The organism is Candidatus Bathyarchaeota archaeon (genome assembly GCA_026014585.1).
Lineage (GTDB): Archaea > Thermoproteota > Bathyarchaeia > Bathyarchaeales > Bathycorpusculaceae > Bathycorpusculum.
The window spans coordinates 301,185-321,171 of record JAOZIA010000002.1 but is presented as its reverse complement, the minus strand read 5'-3'; the positions used below and the strand labels follow the sequence as shown (position 1 = coordinate 321,171).

Annotated in this window: 21 protein-coding genes and 2 tRNA genes; 10 read left to right on the top strand and 13 right to left on the bottom strand. The window is 42.9% G+C overall.

Annotated features, from left to right (window positions below):
* Window positions 1-123: 123 nt before the first annotated feature.
* Window positions 124-1,926, bottom strand: a complete 1,803-nt coding sequence (gene glgP, locus NWF01_01900; protein MCW4023770.1) for an alpha-glucan family phosphorylase — start codon at window positions 1,924-1,926, stop codon at window positions 124-126.
* A 136-nt stretch (window positions 1,927-2,062) separates the two neighbouring features.
* Between glgP and NWF01_01895 the strand changes: the two genes are divergently transcribed.
* Window positions 2,063-2,620, top strand: coding sequence for a flavodoxin domain-containing protein (locus NWF01_01895; GenBank protein MCW4023769.1), 558 nt, complete (start codon window positions 2,063-2,065; stop codon window positions 2,618-2,620).
* A gap of 102 nt (window positions 2,621-2,722) precedes the next feature.
* The gene (locus NWF01_01890; protein MCW4023768.1) at window positions 2,723-4,072 is read left to right on the top strand and encodes an MFS transporter; all 1,350 of its coding nucleotides are present in this window, start codon (window positions 2,723-2,725) and stop codon (window positions 4,070-4,072) included.
* Here the strand turns inward: NWF01_01890 and NWF01_01885 are convergent.
* Window positions 4,066-4,299: a NifU family protein gene (locus tag NWF01_01885; protein ID MCW4023767.1), complete on the bottom strand. Its 234-nt coding sequence runs from the start codon at window positions 4,297-4,299 to the stop codon at window positions 4,066-4,068. The genes NWF01_01890 and NWF01_01885 overlap by 7 nt on opposite strands.
* A 244-nt stretch (window positions 4,300-4,543) precedes the next feature.
* Between NWF01_01885 and NWF01_01880 the strand changes: the two genes are divergently transcribed.
* Window positions 4,544-5,305, top strand: coding sequence for a DUF1349 domain-containing protein (locus NWF01_01880; GenBank protein ID MCW4023766.1), 762 nt, complete (start codon window positions 4,544-4,546; stop codon window positions 5,303-5,305).
* 50 nt (window positions 5,306-5,355) lie between these two features.
* On the opposite strand, the gene NWF01_01875 is transcribed toward NWF01_01880, so the two are convergent.
* Window positions 5,356-5,434 (bottom strand) — tRNA-Gly (locus tag NWF01_01875).
* A gap of 137 nt (window positions 5,435-5,571) precedes the next feature.
* Between NWF01_01875 and NWF01_01870 the strand changes: the two genes are divergently transcribed.
* Window positions 5,572-5,865, top strand: coding sequence for a hypothetical protein (locus NWF01_01870; GenBank protein MCW4023765.1), 294 nt, complete (start codon window positions 5,572-5,574; stop codon window positions 5,863-5,865).
* Window positions 5,866-5,945: 80 nt separating this feature from the next.
* On the opposite strand, the gene NWF01_01865 is transcribed toward NWF01_01870, so the two are convergent.
* On the bottom strand, window positions 5,946-7,106 hold the full coding sequence (locus tag NWF01_01865) for a mannosyltransferase family protein (protein ID MCW4023764.1): 1,161 nt from the start codon (window positions 7,104-7,106) through the stop codon (window positions 5,946-5,948).
* A gap of 103 nt (window positions 7,107-7,209) precedes the next feature.
* Here NWF01_01865 and NWF01_01860 point away from each other — a divergent pair, with 103 nt between their 5' ends.
* Window positions 7,210-7,806 (top strand): DNA-3-methyladenine glycosylase, encoded by a 597-nt coding sequence (locus NWF01_01860; GenBank protein MCW4023763.1) that lies wholly within the window; start codon window positions 7,210-7,212, stop codon window positions 7,804-7,806.
* Between the two features lie 9 nt (window positions 7,807-7,815).
* Here NWF01_01860 and NWF01_01855 read toward each other — a convergent pair.
* The 3 genes from NWF01_01855 to NWF01_01845 form a co-directional block, all read right to left on the bottom strand.
* Window positions 7,816-7,890 (bottom strand) — tRNA-Glu (locus NWF01_01855).
* Between the two features lie 71 nt (window positions 7,891-7,961).
* Window positions 7,962-8,525, bottom strand: a complete 564-nt coding sequence (locus tag NWF01_01850; protein ID MCW4023762.1) for a hypothetical protein — start codon at window positions 8,523-8,525, stop codon at window positions 7,962-7,964.
* A gap of 77 nt (window positions 8,526-8,602) precedes the next feature.
* Window positions 8,603-9,883, bottom strand: coding sequence for an HD domain-containing protein (locus tag NWF01_01845; protein MCW4023761.1), 1,281 nt, complete (start codon window positions 9,881-9,883; stop codon window positions 8,603-8,605).
* A 75-nt stretch (window positions 9,884-9,958) separates the two neighbouring features.
* Here NWF01_01845 and tmk point away from each other — a divergent pair, with 75 nt between their 5' ends.
* Entirely contained in the window at window positions 9,959-10,576 is a 618-nt protein-coding gene (gene tmk, locus NWF01_01840) for a dTMP kinase (GenBank protein ID MCW4023760.1), read from the top strand.
* A gap of 162 nt (window positions 10,577-10,738) precedes the next feature.
* Here the strand turns inward: tmk and NWF01_01835 are convergent, their stop codons facing one another.
* Window positions 10,739-11,488 (bottom strand): TrmB family transcriptional regulator, encoded by a 750-nt coding sequence (locus tag NWF01_01835; GenBank protein ID MCW4023759.1) that lies wholly within the window; start codon window positions 11,486-11,488, stop codon window positions 10,739-10,741.
* Between the two features lie 119 nt (window positions 11,489-11,607).
* Between NWF01_01835 and NWF01_01830 the strand changes: the two genes are divergently transcribed.
* The 3 genes from NWF01_01830 to NWF01_01820 are packed head-to-tail and all read left to right on the top strand — an operon-like array spanning window position 11,608 to window position 13,963.
* Window positions 11,608-13,089 carry a radical SAM protein gene (locus NWF01_01830; GenBank protein MCW4023758.1) on the top strand — a complete coding sequence of 494 codons (1,482 nt, stop codon included), beginning with the start codon at window positions 11,608-11,610 and terminating at the stop codon, window positions 13,087-13,089.
* A 22-nt stretch (window positions 13,090-13,111) separates the two neighbouring features.
* A complete protein-coding gene (locus NWF01_01825; GenBank protein MCW4023757.1) occupies window positions 13,112-13,441 on the top strand; it encodes a hypothetical protein in 330 nt (109 codons plus the stop codon).
* A gap of 42 nt (window positions 13,442-13,483) precedes the next feature.
* Complete coding sequence (locus NWF01_01820; protein MCW4023756.1) at window positions 13,484-13,963, top strand: hypothetical protein; 480 nt, start codon at window positions 13,484-13,486, stop codon at window positions 13,961-13,963.
* Here NWF01_01820 and NWF01_01815 read toward each other — a convergent pair.
* From NWF01_01815 to NWF01_01800, 4 genes are all read right to left on the bottom strand, one after another.
* Window positions 13,960-14,346, bottom strand: coding sequence for a cyclophilin-like fold protein (locus tag NWF01_01815; GenBank protein ID MCW4023755.1), 387 nt, complete (start codon window positions 14,344-14,346; stop codon window positions 13,960-13,962). The two genes, NWF01_01820 and NWF01_01815, sit on opposite strands and share 4 nt — an antisense overlap.
* Before the next feature lie 215 nt (window positions 14,347-14,561).
* On the bottom strand, window positions 14,562-14,813 hold the full coding sequence (locus NWF01_01810; GenBank protein ID MCW4023754.1) for a DUF2795 domain-containing protein: 252 nt from the start codon (window positions 14,811-14,813) through the stop codon (window positions 14,562-14,564).
* A gap of 46 nt (window positions 14,814-14,859) precedes the next feature.
* A complete protein-coding gene (locus NWF01_01805) occupies window positions 14,860-15,003 on the bottom strand; it encodes an Em GEA1 (EM1) (protein MCW4023753.1) in 144 nt (47 codons plus the stop codon).
* 138 nt (window positions 15,004-15,141) lie between these two features.
* The gene (locus NWF01_01800; protein ID MCW4023752.1) at window positions 15,142-15,459 is read right to left on the bottom strand and encodes a general stress protein B; all 318 of its coding nucleotides are present in this window, start codon (window positions 15,457-15,459) and stop codon (window positions 15,142-15,144) included.
* A gap of 210 nt (window positions 15,460-15,669) precedes the next feature.
* Here NWF01_01800 and NWF01_01795 point away from each other — a divergent pair, with 210 nt between their 5' ends.
* A complete protein-coding gene (locus NWF01_01795) occupies window positions 15,670-18,054 on the top strand; it encodes a PQQ-binding-like beta-propeller repeat protein (GenBank protein MCW4023751.1) in 2,385 nt (794 codons plus the stop codon).
* Between the two features lie 40 nt (window positions 18,055-18,094).
* On the opposite strand, the gene NWF01_01790 is transcribed toward NWF01_01795, so the two are convergent.
* Window positions 18,095-19,930: a beta-propeller domain-containing protein gene (locus tag NWF01_01790; GenBank protein ID MCW4023750.1), complete on the bottom strand. Its 1,836-nt coding sequence runs from the start codon at window positions 19,928-19,930 to the stop codon at window positions 18,095-18,097.
* Window positions 19,931-19,987: the final 57 nt, after the last annotated feature.

Here is a 19,987-nt window from a genome sequence, read left to right as displayed (position 1 = left end):
AATTCATTGCAGAAACTATAGAGGGGTCTAAAAAACTCCTAAGAGGGTTTGGTCCCTAATGGAGCATTTTCAAACCAAAAATTAGGATACTGGTTTCCAAGAAACCCCGAATGTGATTGGAGTTTAGATTAGGTAGGCTTCTGTTATGTATCGTCTCATGACCCATTGTGTTTGGAAGTAGTAAGCGATTTTGGCTATGCTGTTTTTCATTAGGGCTATCCAGTTGTCTCTACGGGTATAGTATGTTGGCACAATCAGGTATTCGAGTTTATTATATAGGTCTCGAAGTTCAACTTCTCGGCGTTCTGTGTCAGGTATGATTTCTCTTGGATGCGGACCAATCGCCCAGCCTGTGACGCCTTCAATGCAGCCCTCCATCCACCAGCCATCCAGCACACTAAAGTTGATAACTCCGTTGTGAGCGGCTTTCATTCCGCTGGTTCCAGAGGCTTCCATAGGCGGCAGAGGCGTGTTTAACCAAACGTCAACGCCTGAGGTGAGTTTGGCAGCGATTTCCATGTTATAATTTTCAAGGAAAACAATGTTGATTTGGTTTTTGAGTATGCGTGCGTAATCGTTGATTTGTTTTATTAGGTGCTTTCCTTCAGTGTCGTTTGGGTGGGCTTTTCCAGCAAAAATCATCTGAATTTTTTCGTTACGATTAATCTCTGCGAGCCTGTGCATGTCTGAAAAAATCAGTGTTGCCCGTTTGTAACCTGTTGCGCGACGTGCAAACCCAATTGTTAACGCCTGTGGATCCAATTTTACGCCGTTGGCTTTTTCCACGTAACCAAACAGGTCTGTTTTCGCTTTCATGTGCGCATCCCAGACGGGTCGGTTGGGGATTTCGCTAGCTTTGGCAAGTAGAATCGGCTCGTTGGTCCACGCAGGAATGTACTTGTCAAAGAGTTCGCGGAAGTGCAAGCATGTCCATGTATAACTGTGAACCCCATTGGTGACTGCGCGGATGTAGCGACCTGGGAAAAGTTTTCTTGAATACTCCACGTGTGCCAGTGAGACACCGTTAACGTACTTGCTTAGGTTTAGGGCTAAGTATGCCATGTTGAGGTTTTCTGTTCCTGCATACCTTGTAACGTCGGTTATCATGTATTCTTTACCGATAACTTCACGAGCTAAACCGTAGCTGAACTGGTCAAAAGCAGCCTCTACAGGACTGTGCGTTGTGAAGACACACATGTTCTTGACCTTTTCAGCATCTAAATTATTCGCCTTAAGCAACTCCAACGTTAGCAGACTTGAGTGCCCCTCGTTCATGTGATACTTTCGGATTTTAAACGGCAAATGCTTGAGCATTTTAACTCCGCCGATACCCAAAACAACCTCCTGTTTTAACCGATAGCGCTTATCGCCGCCATACAGGGTGTCAGTGATTCTTCTGTCCTGAGGTGCATTACCCTCCATGTCAGTGTCCAAAAACAGAATTGGCACCATTCCGCCAGTTACGCTTTGGTACTCGTAGAGCCATGCTTGAATTTTAACTTGTCTGCCTTCAATGCTAACGGTCACTGTGTCAGACATAAGTGTTAGTGTTTCTTTGGGGTTCCATTCATCAGGAAATTCTTGTTGTTCGCCCTGCTCAGTTATTTTCTGCTTAAAGTATCCCTTACGACTAACCAGCGTGATAGCAATCATACCTAAACGCAAATCCGCACTGGATTTTACAATGTCGCCTGCTAAAACACCAAGACCGCCACTGTAAGTGTGCATTTTACTGCTTATGCCAATTTCCATGGAAAAATAGGCGACACGGGGGTCTTCTAGGAAATGGTGCCTACAATTTTCACTGCAAAAACAGTAGGTTTTTCCGCCAAAGCTTTCACAAATGGTTTCAATTCGTGCTGCAACATTTTCTACATCGATTTGTATTCCGCAGACAGGGCATCTTAAAAACACATTGTTATCCAAAACCGGGCACCATCAAACAAACCGCTGTTTTTGTCATTGATATATCTATTGATTTGTTAAAAGCGGTTTCTCAATAAAATAAGTATCAACAGTTTAATAAACCATTTAACCCCCAAATATAGTGAGACACCCGAAAATGAAAACACTTATCATTTACGGCACACGTTACGGCGCAACCACCGACACTGCAGAAAAAATCGCAAAAGACCTGCAAGCAGAAGGTTTTGAAGTTAAACTGGCTGATGTGAAGAAGGAAAAAATCAAGGATATTTCCCCATTTGACCTTATCATAGTAGGTAGCGGCATGCAGATAACTAAGTGGGTGGGTGAAGTTGAGGATTTCATCAAAAAATTCAAAGACGAATTGTCACAAAAGAAGCTTGCAATTTTTGTTTCCTCGGGAAAAGCCACACTTGAGCGGGAGGGCAAAACAGAAGAAATAGAAAAACTCTACAAGCAAAACCTGCAAGACAAAGTAGACAAATACAACCTACATCCAATATCTGCAGCGATGTTTGGCGGCATCATGAATTTCAATAAAATGAACATTTTCTTCCGCAAAACCATGAGTGGGCAGAAAAAAGTTCTGGAGGACGCAGGCTTTAAAGAGGAACCTGCAGGTGTTTTTGACATGCGCAATATGGAAGAAATTCATGCATGGGCTAAAGACCTCGCTCAAAAAGCACGTCAATGAAGAAACTCGTGCATTCACAGAATTCTGCTAAATAAGTACCGTATTTTCTATTGGGAAATTAAAAATATCAGCGGTTGAGTTTTTTCTGGTTACGGTTAACGTATGCTTAAATCCAAATCGACCGCAAAAGCGTTCTTTATCATAATTTGTGTTATGGGTTTATTTGCTATTCTCAGTTCAACTATGTCAAAAAATCCTGTCCTAAAACCCTTCGCAACAAGCCTACACACTCCCGACAGCCTACTGGGCATCGTGGCTTCAGCCTCAACAATACCCGGCATCCTCATAAGCCTTCCAGCTGCTTCATTATCAGATATTTTTGGGCGCCGCAAGGTCTTGCTGTTTGCAGCTTTAGTGTTTGCTTCCGCACCGTTTCTGTATTTGGAAGTGGATTCTTGGTGGATGTTGGCGTTGGTGCGGTTTTATCACGGATTTGCAACAGCGATTTTTATGCCCGTAGCAGAAGCTTCCATAGCAGAATTGTACCCTGCAAAACGGGGTGAACGTATATCTCTTTTTAACTCTGCAACTGCAGTGGGTAGAGCGTTAGCCCCCTTTCTTGGTGGATACATTCTTTTTGCAACTAACCAGAGCTTTTTTACTCTGTATGTTGCAGTGGGCATTGCAGGAGTAACGGCGTTTATAATTGCATTATTGTTTTTGGCTGAAAAACGTGGTTTCAACCTGCAAGCTGCTCCTGAAAAGGCAACTAGAAAGATGTTTGACGGTTGGCTAACTATCATCAAAGACACCAGAATTTTAGGGGTTAGTTTTGTTCAGGCAACCCAGTATTTTGCTTTTGGCTCGGTTGAGTTTTTCTTGGTCGGCTACTTAACTGACGTGGCAGGGATGAACATGTTTTTGGTTGGAATAATCACAGGCAGCCAAATCATAGCCATGGTTATCGCACGGCCACTAATTGGGCGGGTTTCCGACAAAATAGGCCGCACAAAACCAATCAGTTTCGGAATAATTACCAGTTGTTTTCTGGTTGGTTTAATACCTTTCACCACCCACTTTGTTTTGCTACTGGTTCTAACGGTTGGATACGGTGTTTCGTTTGCTGCTGTTCTATCCTCAACTTCCCCGCTGATTTGCGACCTTGTTCCTTCAACACTGGTGGGTGCCTCCATGGGGTTGCTGTCCACGGTTATGGATGTTGGGCAAACGCTGGGGCCAATCGTTAGTGGGGTAATTTTTGCGTCAAGTTTTAGGTATTTAGGAATTTTTGTTTCGCTAAGTCTATTGCTTGTGGTTTCATTTTTTGTGTTTGTTACAACCAGGAAAAAGCAAGTTGACTCAACGTCTGAAAAGTGCTGTCGTTCTCTCTCTCTCTCTCGGAGATATAGTCACCCCACAGACAGAACTGGTCCAAAGAAATTTGAATTTAGCAAAATTGTCTGTTGCATTTATAAAAAGAGAAAATATAAAAAACAACTAATTGTTTACTGAACTGCATCTACGCGTGTGATTTCTGGAACCTGTGCTTTGATTATGCGTTCGATTCCTTGCTTTAGCGTCATTGTGGACATTGGGCAGCCTGCGCATGCGCCGCGTAGTCTAACTTGAACTACGGAGCCTACTATTGCTACAAAGTCAACGTCGCCGCCGTCAGCTTGAAGTTGGGGCTTTATTTCTGCTAGTGCATCTTTAACTCTTTTTTCGACACTATCGACCATTTTGCTTTTCACCACTTCAAACTTTGTGAACGAACTTTTTAAGCATTCCCCATTGCAGATACAATTTCCATAAATGATGCTTGACGGAAAAAACTCGTGATTACTTGGATTATTTTCATAAAATTCTAAATTTATGTCTTAAGGATGTTTTGTTTGGAAATTTTTTATCAAGTATTCGTTTTTCGATGATAATTCTTAAATATAAGCGCTAACCTTGTTATTTTGAGAAAGTGGAAGGATTCGAATGAACGGTAAATCACGTCTAGTTCTAGCGTTGCTGTTGGCAGCATTCTTAAGTTTTACAACGTTCAGTTGTGTTTTTGCAGATGTTGGATACAACGATGATTTCACATCAACCAACTTAAACAGTTTCTGGACAACTGCTGGTAGCACATCCGCTGTTTTCAATTTAACAGCTAACCCCGGATACCTAATAATAACTGCACCAACCGGTGTTGCTCTAGCACCTACTTCAAACTATGACGCTCCTCGAATACTTCAACCAGTAACAGGTAACTTTGAAGCTACCACTTGTGTTAGTGGTGATTTCTCTCAAAGTGGCTTCCGTGGTGGTCTGCTTATCTGGAAAGACACAGATAATTATATGCGCCTTGAAAAATGGGGCACAAACCAAGTTTTAATGTACGGAGTACTAGATGGAACTGTAAGTTATCAACAAGGAACCCTTCCAGACAGCTATAACCCACTATACCTAAAACTAGAAAAAAGTGGAACAACCATAACCGGCTCTTGGAGTTCAAACGGCATAGCATGGAACACCGTAAAATCATACACTTTCAACGCTGCAGACCCAGTGCAGATTGGATTATTCGCAATAAACGTTGGTTCAACAACATTCAACGCTGAATTTGACTACTTCCATATTGTACCTGGTGAAATCTTTGAACTACCTGAATACTCCATAGGCTTACTAGCAGTTCCCCTGGCGATGATGGCAGGTTTTGTCGTTTTCAGAAGTAGACAAAAAATCAAGCGTCCCTTCTAAATCTAAATTTTTTCAAGGATACAGTTTTTATAATTTTTAAAAAGATGTAGTGGTGCGGTCGCCGGGATTCGAACCCGGGATCATTAGCTTGGAAGGCTAATGTCCTAAACCAGACTAGACGACGACCGCGCTTGCATACATCATATTCAAAGGATATTTTAATCTTATCTTAGAAAACTTGGTATGTCGTGGCTGATTGTTGGATTCTTGATTTTTAAGGGAAGAGTATAACTACCTTTAAGCACTTGATACAGTGTTGAAGCACAATGTGCCCTGCAACCCATAAAATCTCAAACAATAAAATCAAAATCCTCACCAAAGACGCTAAAAAAATGGTCACAGGTCCCTACTACTGCCCCCAATGCCGAAAAGAGCACCTTCAGATTTTAGCAGATAACAAAAACAAGCTGGTTTATGTGGTTTGCAAATGCGGACTTGAAGAACAACTACCCTACGCACCTGTTTTTCAGCCTATTGATTATTACAACAAGTATAGGGATATGTGCAAGAAGAGGACGCTTAGCGACTGGCAGAAAGCTCAAAAGGAAAAGCAGCCGTAGCTTAGTAGTTAACCTTTGTTCTGAAAGCTATTGTGTAAGCTGTTTGTGAAATCTTGTTCTCGCTGCCTTTTTTATTTTTTTTAAATGTAGTAGCCGCCTAAAGCAAAAAGTGTTGTCCCAAGTATCATAATAGCAATGAAGATAGCTAACAAAAGTTTTCCCCATTTTTCGTTCTTGCACCATGCCCATGCAAAGCCCCAGTACAGAGGCAACATCGGCAAAGCGTACCGGTGGAGGTTTTTGGGGTCAGCATAAAACAACAGCATAATCACTATGACGGCAGCTAAAACCCAGTACTTCAAATCTTTTCTGTGATTTAATCCTAACATGAACTCTTTGATGGGAACCTTATCGTTTCGGGCAAACCAAATGAAAGGCAAAGCAATCAAAACCCCCTCAGCAATATACAACAACGCATACCCCACATTTTCTAGCGAAAAAGCAATCGGCTGAGCAGCATATGCACCCCAAATTTGGCTATACACAATTTCCCGAATAGGAAAAAGCCCCGTCAAAGCGTACCCGTAAACAGTAAACAGCAAATAAGGCAAAAAGATGCAAACCGATTGAACCACAGTGGTTTTAATTTTTCTCTTTTGCAGTCCAGCATAAACAAACGGTATCAGTATCATGAATCCGTTGCTGCGGGTTGCTGCTGCTAAAACGGCAAGAACAGTTGATTTACCGACGCTGCCGCGCTCCAGAAAATAAAATGCTCCCAGTGCAAATATCATGAAAAGGCTTTCTGAGTAAACGACAGAGTAAAACAGGGCACCTGGCCAAAAAGCGAAGAAAACTGTTGATATCAGGGAATATTTTTGGTTGTTAAAGATTGTTTGGGTTACTTTATAGAAGAGGATTAGGCAGGCAAAAAAGAGCAGATTGTTTATCAGAAATCCCGAAAGATAGTATGCTTGTTCTGGAAGCATAAAAGGCGTTAAGGGTGTTCCAAAAATACGCATTAGGGCAGGGTAGAGTGGAAAGAATGCCCAGTTTCCGCTTAAAGGGTCAGCGCCTGTGGGGTACCAGTTTACTGCGATAGTGTTGTACCACGCGGCGTCCCATTGGCTAAACAGGTTGATGAAGGGGCTGGTGGAGTTAGGGTTTGCCATGCCTGGACCAAACAGGCTGTAGCCAGCCGCGGCAGAGACAAATATGAGCAGGCGGGAGGATAAGCCGATTAGCAGTACCTTGCCCAATTCTGAAGAGTACACGTTTTCAAGTTTGCCAGCCAACCCCACCTGTTTGCACCCGTGTCAGGTAACCTCTAATTTACAAATCATATAAGGTTATACCGAAAAAGAGCAGCTAAACTTATTTGCACCAAAAACCCACTGTTTGGCTATGATTCTGCCCCGAACGTTTTACCAGCAAGACACCAACACAGTCACCAAAAACCTACTAGGCAAAATTCTAGTACACGAAACAGCCGAAGGAACAGTTGCTGGCAGGATTGTGGAAACCGAAGCCTACCGTGGACCCGAAGACCTCGCCGCTCACAGTTCAGGTGGCAGACGCACAGCCCGAAACGAAGTCATGTACGGCGAGAAAGGGCATGCGTATGTCTACTTTATCTATGGGTTGTATTTTTGCTTCAACGTAACTGCAGGCAATGTTGAGGGTAAGCCTGAGGCGGTGCTTTTTCGAGCGCTAGAGCCCGTGGAGGGTGAGGAGATTATGTTTAAGCGCCGAAAGGTAGTGCATGGAAAAGTGCCAAACCTTGCAAACGGTCCTAGCAGGCTGTGCATGGCAATGGATGTAACAAAAGCCCAAAACGGCATAGATATGACAACGCAGCCCCTCTACATCTTGGATGCGCCAGCAGTGCCAGCGGAGCAGATTGTGGAAACCACCCGTATCGGTGTAGAGTACGGTAAAGAATACAAAGACAAGCCTTGGCGATACTACATTAGGGATAACATGTTTGTTTCAAAAGTTTAGGGTGTTTAGTGCTCTGGCCGGGATTCGAACCCGGGTCGCCGACTCGAAAGGCCGGCATACTTGACCGGACTATACTACCAGAGCGCAAATTTTATGAAGCATCAAGCAGAATGCGACTTGTATCGAATAAACCTTACCCTTCCGAAAAAGAACTTTTAGGCTTTTCGTTTTGTCGTCTTGGTTTTTGGGGTTTTTTTGGGTTTAAACAGGTGTGCTGTGATTTGGTCGATTAGTTTGCTTTGGGCTTTACTGTTTTCTTCTAGTTTGTCAAGGCGTTTTTGCAGGTCGTTTGTGAAGAGTTTGCCTTCTATACGGTTGGCTGAACGGAACATTAGCAGCATACGGAAAACTTCTGGAATCGCTTTTTCCTGCTCCTCACCTGGAACCTGCTTTATTCCTGCACAAACCGAGAGCAAATCAATATAGTGTTCTTTAATTTTTACTTCCGCACTAACCGAAGGGTCTTTTGGAAAAGCTATGCTAAAAGGGGTTTGTTTGGCTAATTCGGCGGCTGTTGGGAAATGAATGATTATGTCGCCTCTTATCCATGAAGTCACAAACTCGGAGACAAAATTGCGGACTTCCTGCGGTGAGTACAGAAGGGGAGATTCTGATTTTGGCATCGGCGGCACTATGGGTATGGGTGCTGGTTCGGCTTTTCTTTTAATTCTAACACTTATGACTTTCTTGTCATCATTAACCGATGCTGGCTTGCTCATTTTTCTGTTCCCTTCCGTTAACCGCTAAATGTTATTCTCTATCTTTTTAAGCATGACTAGTATTTAAGAAAAAACATCTAAAACGAAATTTTTGCTGCAGAAGGAATCTTGCCAAGAATCTTTGCAGTTGCCTTCTCAACTTTTTCACGTTCCTCCACATTTGTGTAGACACGCAAAATGTTCATGAAACCTCGCAGGGTTTCAAAAATCTTTGAGGTTTCACTGAGTCGCTGCAGTTTTTTCTCTCCTGCCTTGCCGCGGTTAAACACAGGGATTTCCATGGGCTGCATAAGCATGGTTGGGTGATATGGCACGGATTGCACGGTTGGCACGTCAATATTTACCATGTCTGTGGGTATGCCTGCTTCTTTGGCGATTTCAACTCTTATCTTGTTACGGTAGGATTCTTGCCCAAAAAGGTTCGCGACCAAGTCGTCTTTTTCGTAAAACGTGCGTTCGTATGCGCATTTGAGCATTTTTCTGTGTTCTAAGTTGCTAATTATCTGCTGGGAGGCTTTGCATTGTTTAAGTTTTGCCCAAACCGTGTAATCATCCAGCGCCAAATATTCCTCGGGTGTTTTAAAATCTGTTAATCCTAATTCGGGGTTGGCTTTGTCCATGGCGGATGCAAGCATAATCTGAGCTGCCCTACCCACACGGTGAAAGTAGATGCTCTTGAAAGACTCAATCCGCGCGATAATAAAGGCTTCCAAAGCTGAGAGCGCACCCAGCTCAACTGCCAAGTTTTCTCCCATCACATCAAAAGCATGAATTAATCGGATGACATCGATGAAACCGTATTCTGCGCCTGTGTGGTAAGTGTCGCGAACGATGAAGTCCATTTTGTCCACGTCCACGGCGCTGCTGATGATTTGATTTAGGAATGCTTTGCTTTTTTTTTGCATTTTTCCAACCGCTAGCGCTGCGACTTCTTTGCGGTTAAAACCCAGCTTATCTAGTTCATCGCCGACTTCGCTTTTTTCAATAAGCCAAGACGTGTTATCTTCATGGGTTCTGCAAAGATTCTTATTTAGAAGATGTTCAAACACGTGTGAAAATGGTCCATGCCCAATATCATGGAGTAACGCGGCGATTCTGCAGGTTGCTATTTCCTGGTCATTGACCACTTGGGAAACATGCGGATTATCCAACACGTTACCTGCTAGGTACATGACGCCGACGCTGTGTTCAAATCGGGTGTGGTTTGCGCCTGGGTAAACGTATTCGCTACCCGCCAGTTGCCGTAGTCGCCTTAGCCGCTGCATTGGGTAGGAGTCGATGACGTGTTTTTCTGCTTCGGTAATGTAAACGTATCCGTGAACGGGGTCTTTGATTTCTCCCCAATAAGCTTTAGGCATAAATGGCGCTTCCAGATTTAAGTTATATTTATGGGGCTTCCTTATAATGTGTAACGCAATGGACCGTTGAGTATCATGGCAAAAAAGGGCATCTTCATAGTCATTGAGGGATTGGATGGAAGCGGAAAAACCACCCAAGCAAAACTCTTAGTAGAAAAACTCCAAAAAAACTACGAAGTCATTTTCACCACTGAGCCCAGCACTGGAAAAATCGGTAGCTTCATCCGCAGCAGCTACCTATACGACAACACACGCCTGCCAACCGAAGCCGAAGCCCTACTCTTCTCTGCTGACCGCATCGAACATTGCAAAGCTGAAATAGAACCCGCCCTAAACGAGGGAAAAGTTGTGGTTTGTGACCGCTACCTTTATTCAACAATAGCCTATCAGGGCAGTGCTGGACTTAGCACGGACTGGATAAAAACCATCAACGCCCGCGCCTTGCAGCCTGACTTTTACATTTTCCTTGATGTGGCACCTGAACGGGTTTTGGAGCGGTTGCAGCGTAAGCGGTCTGTTATGGAGACTTTGGAAACTCAGCAGAAAGTGCGGGATGTTTATTTGAAGTTTGTTGAGAAGGGTGATTTGGTTTTGGTTGAGGGAGATAAGCCCATTGAGGCTGTGGCTGAGGAGTTATACTGTAAAGTTTTAGATTTGCTTAAACTCGCCAAAGACTTCGGCTCCGACTTCTAATTTTGGTTTGGAAGTTGTCATTAGGGAACCTACCCCTCTATGGTTTCTGCATTGACTTTCTAATAGGCACCAAATAGACAGAGTTGACCTCTTCCTATCATTTCTGCATATGTTGGCTATTAGGCTCCAAATAGGTTTATTGTTTTAGTGAGGTGGGGTACGTTAGATTTTTTCTGAGGAATCCCACAAGAACTGGAAGTATTCCCGTGCAAACCCAACAAGACCCACATGATTACTCCAAATCACAAGGGTCGGCTTATCCTCGCCCAAAAACAACATGGCTTCTTTGCCGTCAGCGATGATTCCACCGCCAAACATATGGTCGCGCAGTCGCATCTCACTTACCGCTGCAAATTTTTTCACAAACGCCCAATCATCACTTGGACCAGCCGCCATAAACTTGAGGGAAACTGTCTTTTTTATGGTGTTAAACAATGGGTCAGCTAAGGTAAGTACGTTTTTGGCGAATTCTGGCGCGGCAACCACGATTTCTTTAGATGATTTAGATAGGACTTCTTCAAGCTTGTTTAAAACGGCTTGTTGCCCCCTTAAGATAAGCATGTCGGGACGTTCAAAAATCTCACGTTTTTCAAACAGTGGTTGCAGGTTTTCAGCAACTGTGTTTTCCCAGTTTTGGTACTTGTCTTCTAGGCGGAGTTTGGTGAAGCGTGCAGCTTCTAGGGGGGGTACTGGGAAGTATTTGGTGGGTCGGCTTTCTCCGCTTTTTAGCCATCCTTTTTCTTTTAGGCTGTTTAGGACTTCGTACATTTTGCTGTAGGGGACTTTGGCTTCTTGGCTGATTTCCATGGCGGTCATTTCTCCACCTTTTAGCAGTGTGATGTAGGCGTCTATTTCGTAGGCGTTTAACCCCATTTCACGCAGGGCTTCTCTTGTGGCTTCATTAATTGACACTTGGTTTCCCCCAACTCACCTTAGGAAATGTTTGGAAACATTATTATAAAGTCCACTGCTCTTAAGAGCTTCTACTAATAATTCACTTAGTGTGCAGAAGGATAAAAAAATTGAAAGACATAAAACCAACAAGAAGTCTCTGTCCTGAATGTCTAAAACCCATAGATGCAACCATCTTTGAGGATGACGGAAAAGTATTCATCAAAAAAGACTGCCCAGAACATGGGCACTTTCAAGAACTTTACTGGTCAGACTACGACCAATACGTCCGCGCAGAAAAATTCCGCTGCGACGGTGAAGGCGTGGAAAACCCTCGAACCCCCGAAAAACTGGGGTGCCCCGGCGACTGCGGACTTTGCCCTGACCACAAATCACACACTGCACTAGCAATCATAGACATCACCAATCGATGCAACTTAAAATGTCCTGTATGTTTTGCTAATGCGAACTATGCGGGATATGTGTATGAGCCTACTATGGAGCAGGTTGTGGGTATGCTTGAAAATCTGCGTTCAACCAAACCTGTGCCTGCGCAGGCGCTTCAGTTCAGCGGTGGAGAACCAACCATCCGCAAAGAACTCCCCGCGATGGCGCGCAAAGCCAAAGAACTCGGTTTTAATCATGTTGAAGTTAACACTAATGGTTTACGTATCTCTCAAGATGTCGAGTTTTGCAAGGAACTAAGAGAAGCAGGTGTCAGCACTATTTATCTGCAATTTGACGGCTTGACCTCTGATGTGTACAAGTACATCCGCGGCATTGACTTGCTTGACATCAAGATGAAGGCTATTGAGAACCTTCGCGCGACAGGCTGGAACAGCGTCGTCCTTGTCGTCACACTCGTAAAAGGAGTAAACGATGGGCAACTAGGTGACATCATAAACTTTGCCGCCAAAAACAGCGACGTCGTCAGATGCATAAATATTCAGCCAGTTTCTCTCTGCGGACGCCTGCCCCCTGATAAACGAGAAAAAATGCGCATCACCATCCCTGACTTCATGAAAAAAGTCGAAGAACAAACTGACGGCATCATAAAAACAGACGACTTCTACCCTGTTCCCGTGGTGGTACCCGTCTCTAAAGCTGTGGGAGCCATTAAAGACAAACGGTATGTTGAATTCACTGCTCATCCACACTGCGGCATGGCAACATTCGTGTTTGTTGAAAACGGTAAAATCACGCCAATCACACGGTACGGCAACATCGACAAATTCGTTGGTACCCTCCAAAGCGTCTACAATGATGCATCCAAAGGTAGCAAAACCCAAGCTAAAATCCGACTTGCAGGTGCATCCAGGCACATTAAATTCAGTTTTCTACGTAAATATGTGCTCAAAGTCCTCATGGATGGTGACTACAAGTCCCTTGGCGACTTTGCCCGTTCTGCAATTTTGATTTCCTCTATGCACTTTATGGATCCATACAATTTTGACCTTGAACGGGTGCAGCGCTGTGTTATTCACTATGCGGTTCCGGATGGTAGAATCATACCTTTCTGTACTATGAACTCTATCCACCGAGCTGAAGTGGAAAAGAAAATGGGTATTCCCATCAAAGAGTGGCAAGATAAACATAAGGTTGAAATAAGCCAGACAATCTAGAGTTGCCGAATAGTGATAAATTATGGGTGGAAAAAAGAAGATCGGCATAAAGCAGATGGAAAAGCAACAGGCTACTCAAAACGAAGCTAAAGCCGAGAAGAAAAAAGAAAAAGCAGCTGGCGGACAAAAAGAACGGAAAACAACCATTAACATTATTGCCCCAGATGCTAAAGACCAACGAATCGTCGCTGAAATAAAAAAGATGAACGTGCTTACGCCATACGCGGTGTCAACCAAGTACGGAATCCGAATCAGCACAGCCAAAGACTTTCTAGAGCAGCTTGAAGCAAACGGTGCAGTGCAACTGGTTTCTGGTAGTCACAACCTGAAAATCTACAAGCCAGCAGCCTAATATTTTTCGTTTTTCCCTTTTATTATTAAGGAGCGTTTCAAATTGAGTTTTCCAGATAGAGTGTACACAACAAAAGAAGTGCAAGAAGCCAAAGCCTTTGTAGACCAAGGCTACAAGCATGAAATAACAGTTGAGGGTACTACAAGTTTTACTGAAAAAGTTAACCAAACCCTAAACCTCATAGAAACCGCGGGGTGCAAAGACTTCTTTAGAACTTACATCCGAAAAATAATGGAAATCGACGGATTAACTCAGTTACGTGAAACTGAAGTTGCCATTTGGGCAAACAAGTTCGCCGTGGAAAACCCTGTTGATGCAGCCAGTCTTTTTGTCCAAAAAGCTTATCACATGAAAGAATATCTTGAAGGAGCACTTTACTATGGCGGTAACGCTGAAAAACGTTCCAACCAGAAACGTGTAGAATTTCTAAAAGCTCTCAAAGAGAAAAGCAGTGACTCAACTGTTAAAGATGAATGCACGCGACTGCTTGATATGTGGGCTGGCAGTGCATTGTCATTTTAAGCGTTTACTAGTTCTACTTTTATGGCTGTTCCGCTTTTAACTTGACTGAACATTTCTATGTTCTTTGTTATTTTTCCTAGCACACTAACTGGGCTGTATGGTTGAGATTTTCCGTAGAACACGCAAAGGGCGCTTCCCATTGGCCAAAACGCTATGGTTCCTGTTTCCACATTTGGTTTGGCTTTTTCTTCACCCATTTTTATGGGGATTTCAAAATAGATTTCCTCTTTGTATAGTGCCACTCTGCCCATTATTGGAAACTTGCGGGCAAGCATGTCTATGGTTCGGGGTGCAAGAAATCTTACCAGTTCCCCTTCTGCCTCGCCTAAACCTTCAATTATAAATTTGATTTTTATTCGTGAAACGCCTTCATCATTGCTCAAATTTTATCGTTCCTCCAAGAAAGCCATCCAATAACTGACAAGCAATGACTTTCATAGTATCAAAAGTTCCATATAACTGTTACATTAATCAAAAATTAAACAACAACAAAGCAACTAAACCCACTTGCCACTCTGTTCTACTGTAAACATAATTTCATGAAACCTGCAGTTAAAAGCCGCCAAACCGCTACTTAAAAAATGGTACTAAAAAAAAGTTATTCAATTTTCCCTATCTCTTTTGTTATATCAATAGGCGAACTATACCTTTTATCAGGCAACTTATCTATCATTTTCATCACGTTATCTGGAGCATTATTAGTTTTAGCGCTGCTTACCAGACCGCTTTTAGTGGCAGGATAATGTATGCCTGCAAGATACTTCTCAATTATAGCTGGGCTAACACGACCCGAATTGCCGCTTTTATCCGTGTACTCTTTGCGTCCCCTAAGACTTGTGGTTTCACCCATCACCTTTCACCTCCAAATATGGAAAAAGTTCAAAAACGTATTTTGGCTATTCATTTTCAAGTTCTTTTCCTTTCTGAATAAGCTTACGAACACGTTGTCCGCCTTTGCTTCCAATTTCACTATAAAACTCTTCTCCATGGGTTCGGGCAGTCTTTAATCCTCCCATCCTGCCTGCCTCTTCGACGGTCATCTTCCCCTATTTTCTGTCAGATGCCATTTCTGTTTTTCACCTCCAACCAAAAATTTAAGAAATTCATTGGAAAATAAACGAAAATCACTGATTCTTTAAAAGTAGTCTTGCTTAAAGCTAAAACGTTTTGAAAAAGAGTTATTCTTCTTCGCGTTTTTTTCCTGCTTGGATTAAACTCCTGACTCGTTGTCCTCCACGTTTACCTGCTTCTTCTAAGCTAGTTTTTCCTCTGGCTTCAGGAGTGCCTTCGTGCTGTTTTGCACGTTCAGAACCGCCTTTGCTGCCGATTTCGCTGTAAAATTCAGAACCACGCTCTTCAGCTACTTTTGTGCCGCCTTTACGTCCAATTTCTTCATAAAATTCTCGTCCGTGTGTCTCTGCGGTTCGTTCTCCGCCTCTTCTGCCTGCTTCAGCAACGGTCATTTTTCCTTTTCCTTTATTTTCATTTCTGCTCAAAACGTTTCACCCCCGTATATTTTTGGAGAAAAAGTAACAAGTTAAAAAAGCCCTGATTTGTTCTTAAAGCTATGTGGTTGTTTGGTAACAGCAACATGCGTTAGAGAGCTTTTGCATTTGGGTGGCTCTAAAACTTAAAGCAAGTTTAAGCCGTAACTTCAATTAATTTAATATATGCTAAACTCATGATTTTTCTCTTTAATGAAATATATGAAACCTCGTAGCTGGATACTGTTTGCTTTAATTGGGTTTGTTCTACTCCAAGCATGTTACACTACTCAAGTATCATGCGTTACAGCAAACGATAACTGGCAGTTCCGTTATGACACAAGCCGCAGTGGTTACACAACAGACAATGGAACATCAACAAATTCTGCACAGTTTCTGTGGAGTTATGGAACAGGAGCACCAGTTCAATGTTCTCCTGGAGTAGCTGATGGCATTGTTGTTGTTGGTTCAAGGGATGGTCATGTTTACGGATTTGACGTTGCTTCTGGAAAAACAAAATGGTGTTATCCAGCGGGCAGCCTCATAGAATTCTCTTCACCATCAATTATTGCTGGTCGCATCTACATCGGATCTATAAACGCCAGCGTCATTTGCTTAGACCTGTACACTGGTATGCCTTATTGGACAAGTTACGTTGAGGATGTGGTACGTTCCTCACCATTAATTGTTGATGACCACGTTTATGTTGGCTCAGCAGATTGCAACCTTTATTGTCTTAATGCTTCAAACGGCGCAGTAATATGGAAATACACAACCAATGGAGGGATCGATTCTTCACCTGCCTATGCTGATGGTATAGTGTATTTTGGTTCAATTGACTACCACACTTATGCTGTTAACGCATCATCTGGGGAGGAAATATGGAAAGTGTTTACTGTCCATGGTCTATGTTCACCCGCGGTACAAAATGGGCGTGTCTACCTTGGCTCCAACAATGGTTCAGTTTTATGCTTAAACGCTTACACAGGCGCGGGAATTTGGCAGTTTCACACGTCTGACTGGGTAGCTTCTTCTCCTGCACTTGCCTATGGGTGCGTTTACATTGGTTCAGATGACAACAACGTTTACTGCCTAAACGCGACAGATGGAACAATGATTTGGCAAACCGCCACTGAGTATTGGGTTTGGTCATCCCCCACCGTTTGTGAAGGCAACGTGTATGTTGGTTCAGATGACTACAGCATTTACTGTCTTGATGCTTACACTGGAGAAATTAAATGGAACTGGGAAACAAACGGTGCAATCCACTCATCCCCTGCAATCTTCAATAGCACCCTATATGTTGGTTCAGACGATTATAGCCTCTACGCTTTTCAATTATGCAATGCAACAGCAGATAATCCTGCCCCCAGAGTCTATGCCCGCCGAACAAATGCCACATTAATTTTTGATATGGTCTCCATTGTAGTGTTTGCGGTGATTCTTGCGGGTTTTGCCAAATTCTTATGGTCAAAACAAAAAAATCAAACACAACCTGCAGATACTTTAGAAAACAAAAAGGTACCTTGGTACATTGCACATTTTGATTTGATTGTGGTTTTGGCTATTTTGGGCTTTTCGTCCCTACATTTCATTAACTTAGGGAATATGACTCTTTGGGCAGCTGACGAGCAAACCTACACACAATACGCCTATCACATGCTCAAAACAGGTGATTACATTACACCTTGGAGTTTTGGTGGTCAATCAGTCTGGATTGGCAAGCCCCCACTACAAATGTGGCTGATTTCTCTTTCCTTCCAAGTTTTTGGAATAAACAACTTCGGCGCCCGCTTTTTCAGCGTAATCTTTAGCATGTTATCCTTGAGTATGCTTTACTTTTTAGGGAAAAAACTCTACAACCCATATGTTGGTGCACTGTCTGTTCTGGTTTTAGGCACATTTGCCAACTACATAGAATTCTCAAGACGCGCCATGATTGATGTGCAGCTTATATTTTTCATGATAGCAAGCATTTATGTTTTCATTCTAAGCAGAGAGCCAGGCAAGAACAGGAACCGCTACCTAATTTTGAGTGGTTTGCTTTTTGGTTTAGCTTTAATGACTAAGCAAGTTCAAGCCTTACTTATCCCCATAATCCTTTTAGGCTACTTGATACTGTCTGAGCGGAAAATACGGTTCGGCTTCAAACGTTTCATAGTTTTCTTGGGTATTGGTTTGCTGGTTTTTGCGCCTTGGGTTATAATCATGACTATTAAATTTGGGGAGGAATTTTGGCTTTGGACCTTTTTGTACTCTGGATATTTAAGAAGCGTGAACAGCCTTGAAGGACACGTAGGCGACTTCACCTACTACTTCCAGTACCTATACAACGGCGAAAACCTGCTCTGGGCAATCCTTCTGCCCTTTGCCACTGCTCTTTGTATCTTCAAAGGCTTCTTCAAAAAAGTAAAGGCTGACGTTTTGGTTTTTGTTTGGATAGCTGTTGTATTCTTAGTGTTTACTGTTGCGCAGACAAAACTTTACTGGTACATCTTGCCAGCGTATCCAGCATGTGCATTAGCAATCGGGAGCTTGCTCTACAAAATCTCTGAAAAACTCTACCCTTATTTGAAGACAAAGAAAATATCAGCAATAAAACGATAAAAAATAAAAAGGAAAAGAAGAGGGGGATAACCCTGCATTTTTACGAAAGTTCTATCTGAGCGATAAAGCCCATGTCTGTTAGGCTGTTGAGTTGCACTTTTTGTTCCGAGACCGTGTAGAGGGTGTTGTCTATGTATAGCGCTCGTGTAATCCAACTATTGTGCTCTGTAGTTGGGTTCACCTGAGCATCTATCTGGCTAATGGTGCCTTTCAGTTCAAAACCGCCACTCAAAGTCAAATCATACACGTATACGCCTTGCCAAACTGTGGTTCCATAGGAACTTGTTTTTCTCCAATCTTGGTCACCTTCATCTGTTGATATCTGTGCCAAATTAACTGGAAGCACCAGTAAATTCTTTGAACTATCAAATAGGAACGCTTTAGGGTCAGACAGTGCTGGAGAGTCAGTGCCTCTGTCGCCGATTTCAACTTTTGCCATCTGCTTGGGGTCATTAACGTTGCTGACATCAAAGAGGGACAATTTTAAGCCTTGATACAACGCGCTTTCATCTGTTTCAATGGTTTCTTTGCCGACGCCTATTAGATGTGTGTCATCGTATGGGTGTAGATAGTCAGAGTAGCCTGGAACTTTTAGTTCACCAAGAACATTTGGGTTGGTGGGTTGGCTTAGGTCTATTACGAAAAGTGGATCCACATTTTTGAAAGTCACTAAGTAGCATTTGTCGCCCATGAATCTGGCTGAATGCAGGCTTTCGCCTGAAGCAAGATTTTCAAGCTTACCCACAATTGATAGGTCCATGTTTAGGACGTAAACGTTGTTTTGCTGTTTTCCATCCCGCCAAACATTTGTTGCTGCTCTAAAGTAGCCATTGGACTCGTCCATGGAGTATTGGTTTAAAATGTTGCCGGGGATGTTTCCTTTTGCATCAAAGCTTAAGGTTTCTCCTTCAAGTTGGACCCTGTAGATTTCAGTGTTGGCTTCACTTTGTCCGCCTACAAGCGAGTATGTGGCTAGACCTGAGCAGGTAATGTACATGTTGTTTGTGGAAACGTAGAGGTTGCTGGCACCGCCCATCATTACAGTTAAGTTGGCTACTGTTTGCTCATTATTGTTGATGTTTATTCCAACTATTGAGGTGTAGCTAAAGTAGTTGCAGTAATTGTCTTCTTTGTCTATGTAGTATATCTGTGATGGCTGTATGCTAGTGCGTATATTGTCCTCGCACACTGTGGGTAACGTGGCTGTATCATTGATTACTTGGACGGGTTGATTCAGAACTGCATAGACATAGTTTCCTATCATTCTTGAGTTGAAATAGTTTCCGCTTGCCGAAAAGTCCCTGACGAGAACTGGGTTCATTTTGTCAGAAATGTCATAGATTTTAACAAAGGTTGAGGTGCTATAACTTTCAATTAAGTACATGTCTGTCGCTGTGCGTAGAGTGTTATTGCTTCCTAAAACAACTATTTTGGTGCTGTCTTGACTTAGGTATATGCCTGCTACTTCTGAGAATTCAGGCAATGTTATCTTTGAGAGAATGCTTGCATTTTGTGGGTTTGCATCCATTATGTAAACGCTGTGTTGTACGTTGGATGAGGCATAAATGAAGTAACCGTCTGTTTTCACTGTATCTGCTTCGTCAACTCCTGCAACTTGAATATTAGTGTTTGAGTACCTGGCTGAATCTCCTCCAGCCGCTTGTACGTCTTCGCTCATGTAGCTTGGGCACTTGTTTGGGTATCCATAGAGTGAATTGCTTTCAACAAAACTGTTCAATTCATCATAAGATGAGAAAGTCCGCAACGATACACCTGGCGTATACCCAAAATAAACCACCGCAGATAGCATCGAGGCTAAAAGGACTGCTAAAACCGCAAAAGTCCACGATTTCTTTTTAACTTCCTTGTTAAACATCTTTTCACCTACATTCCACATGTTTTTCTGATTCACTTATTGCCAAGCCTCAGTACA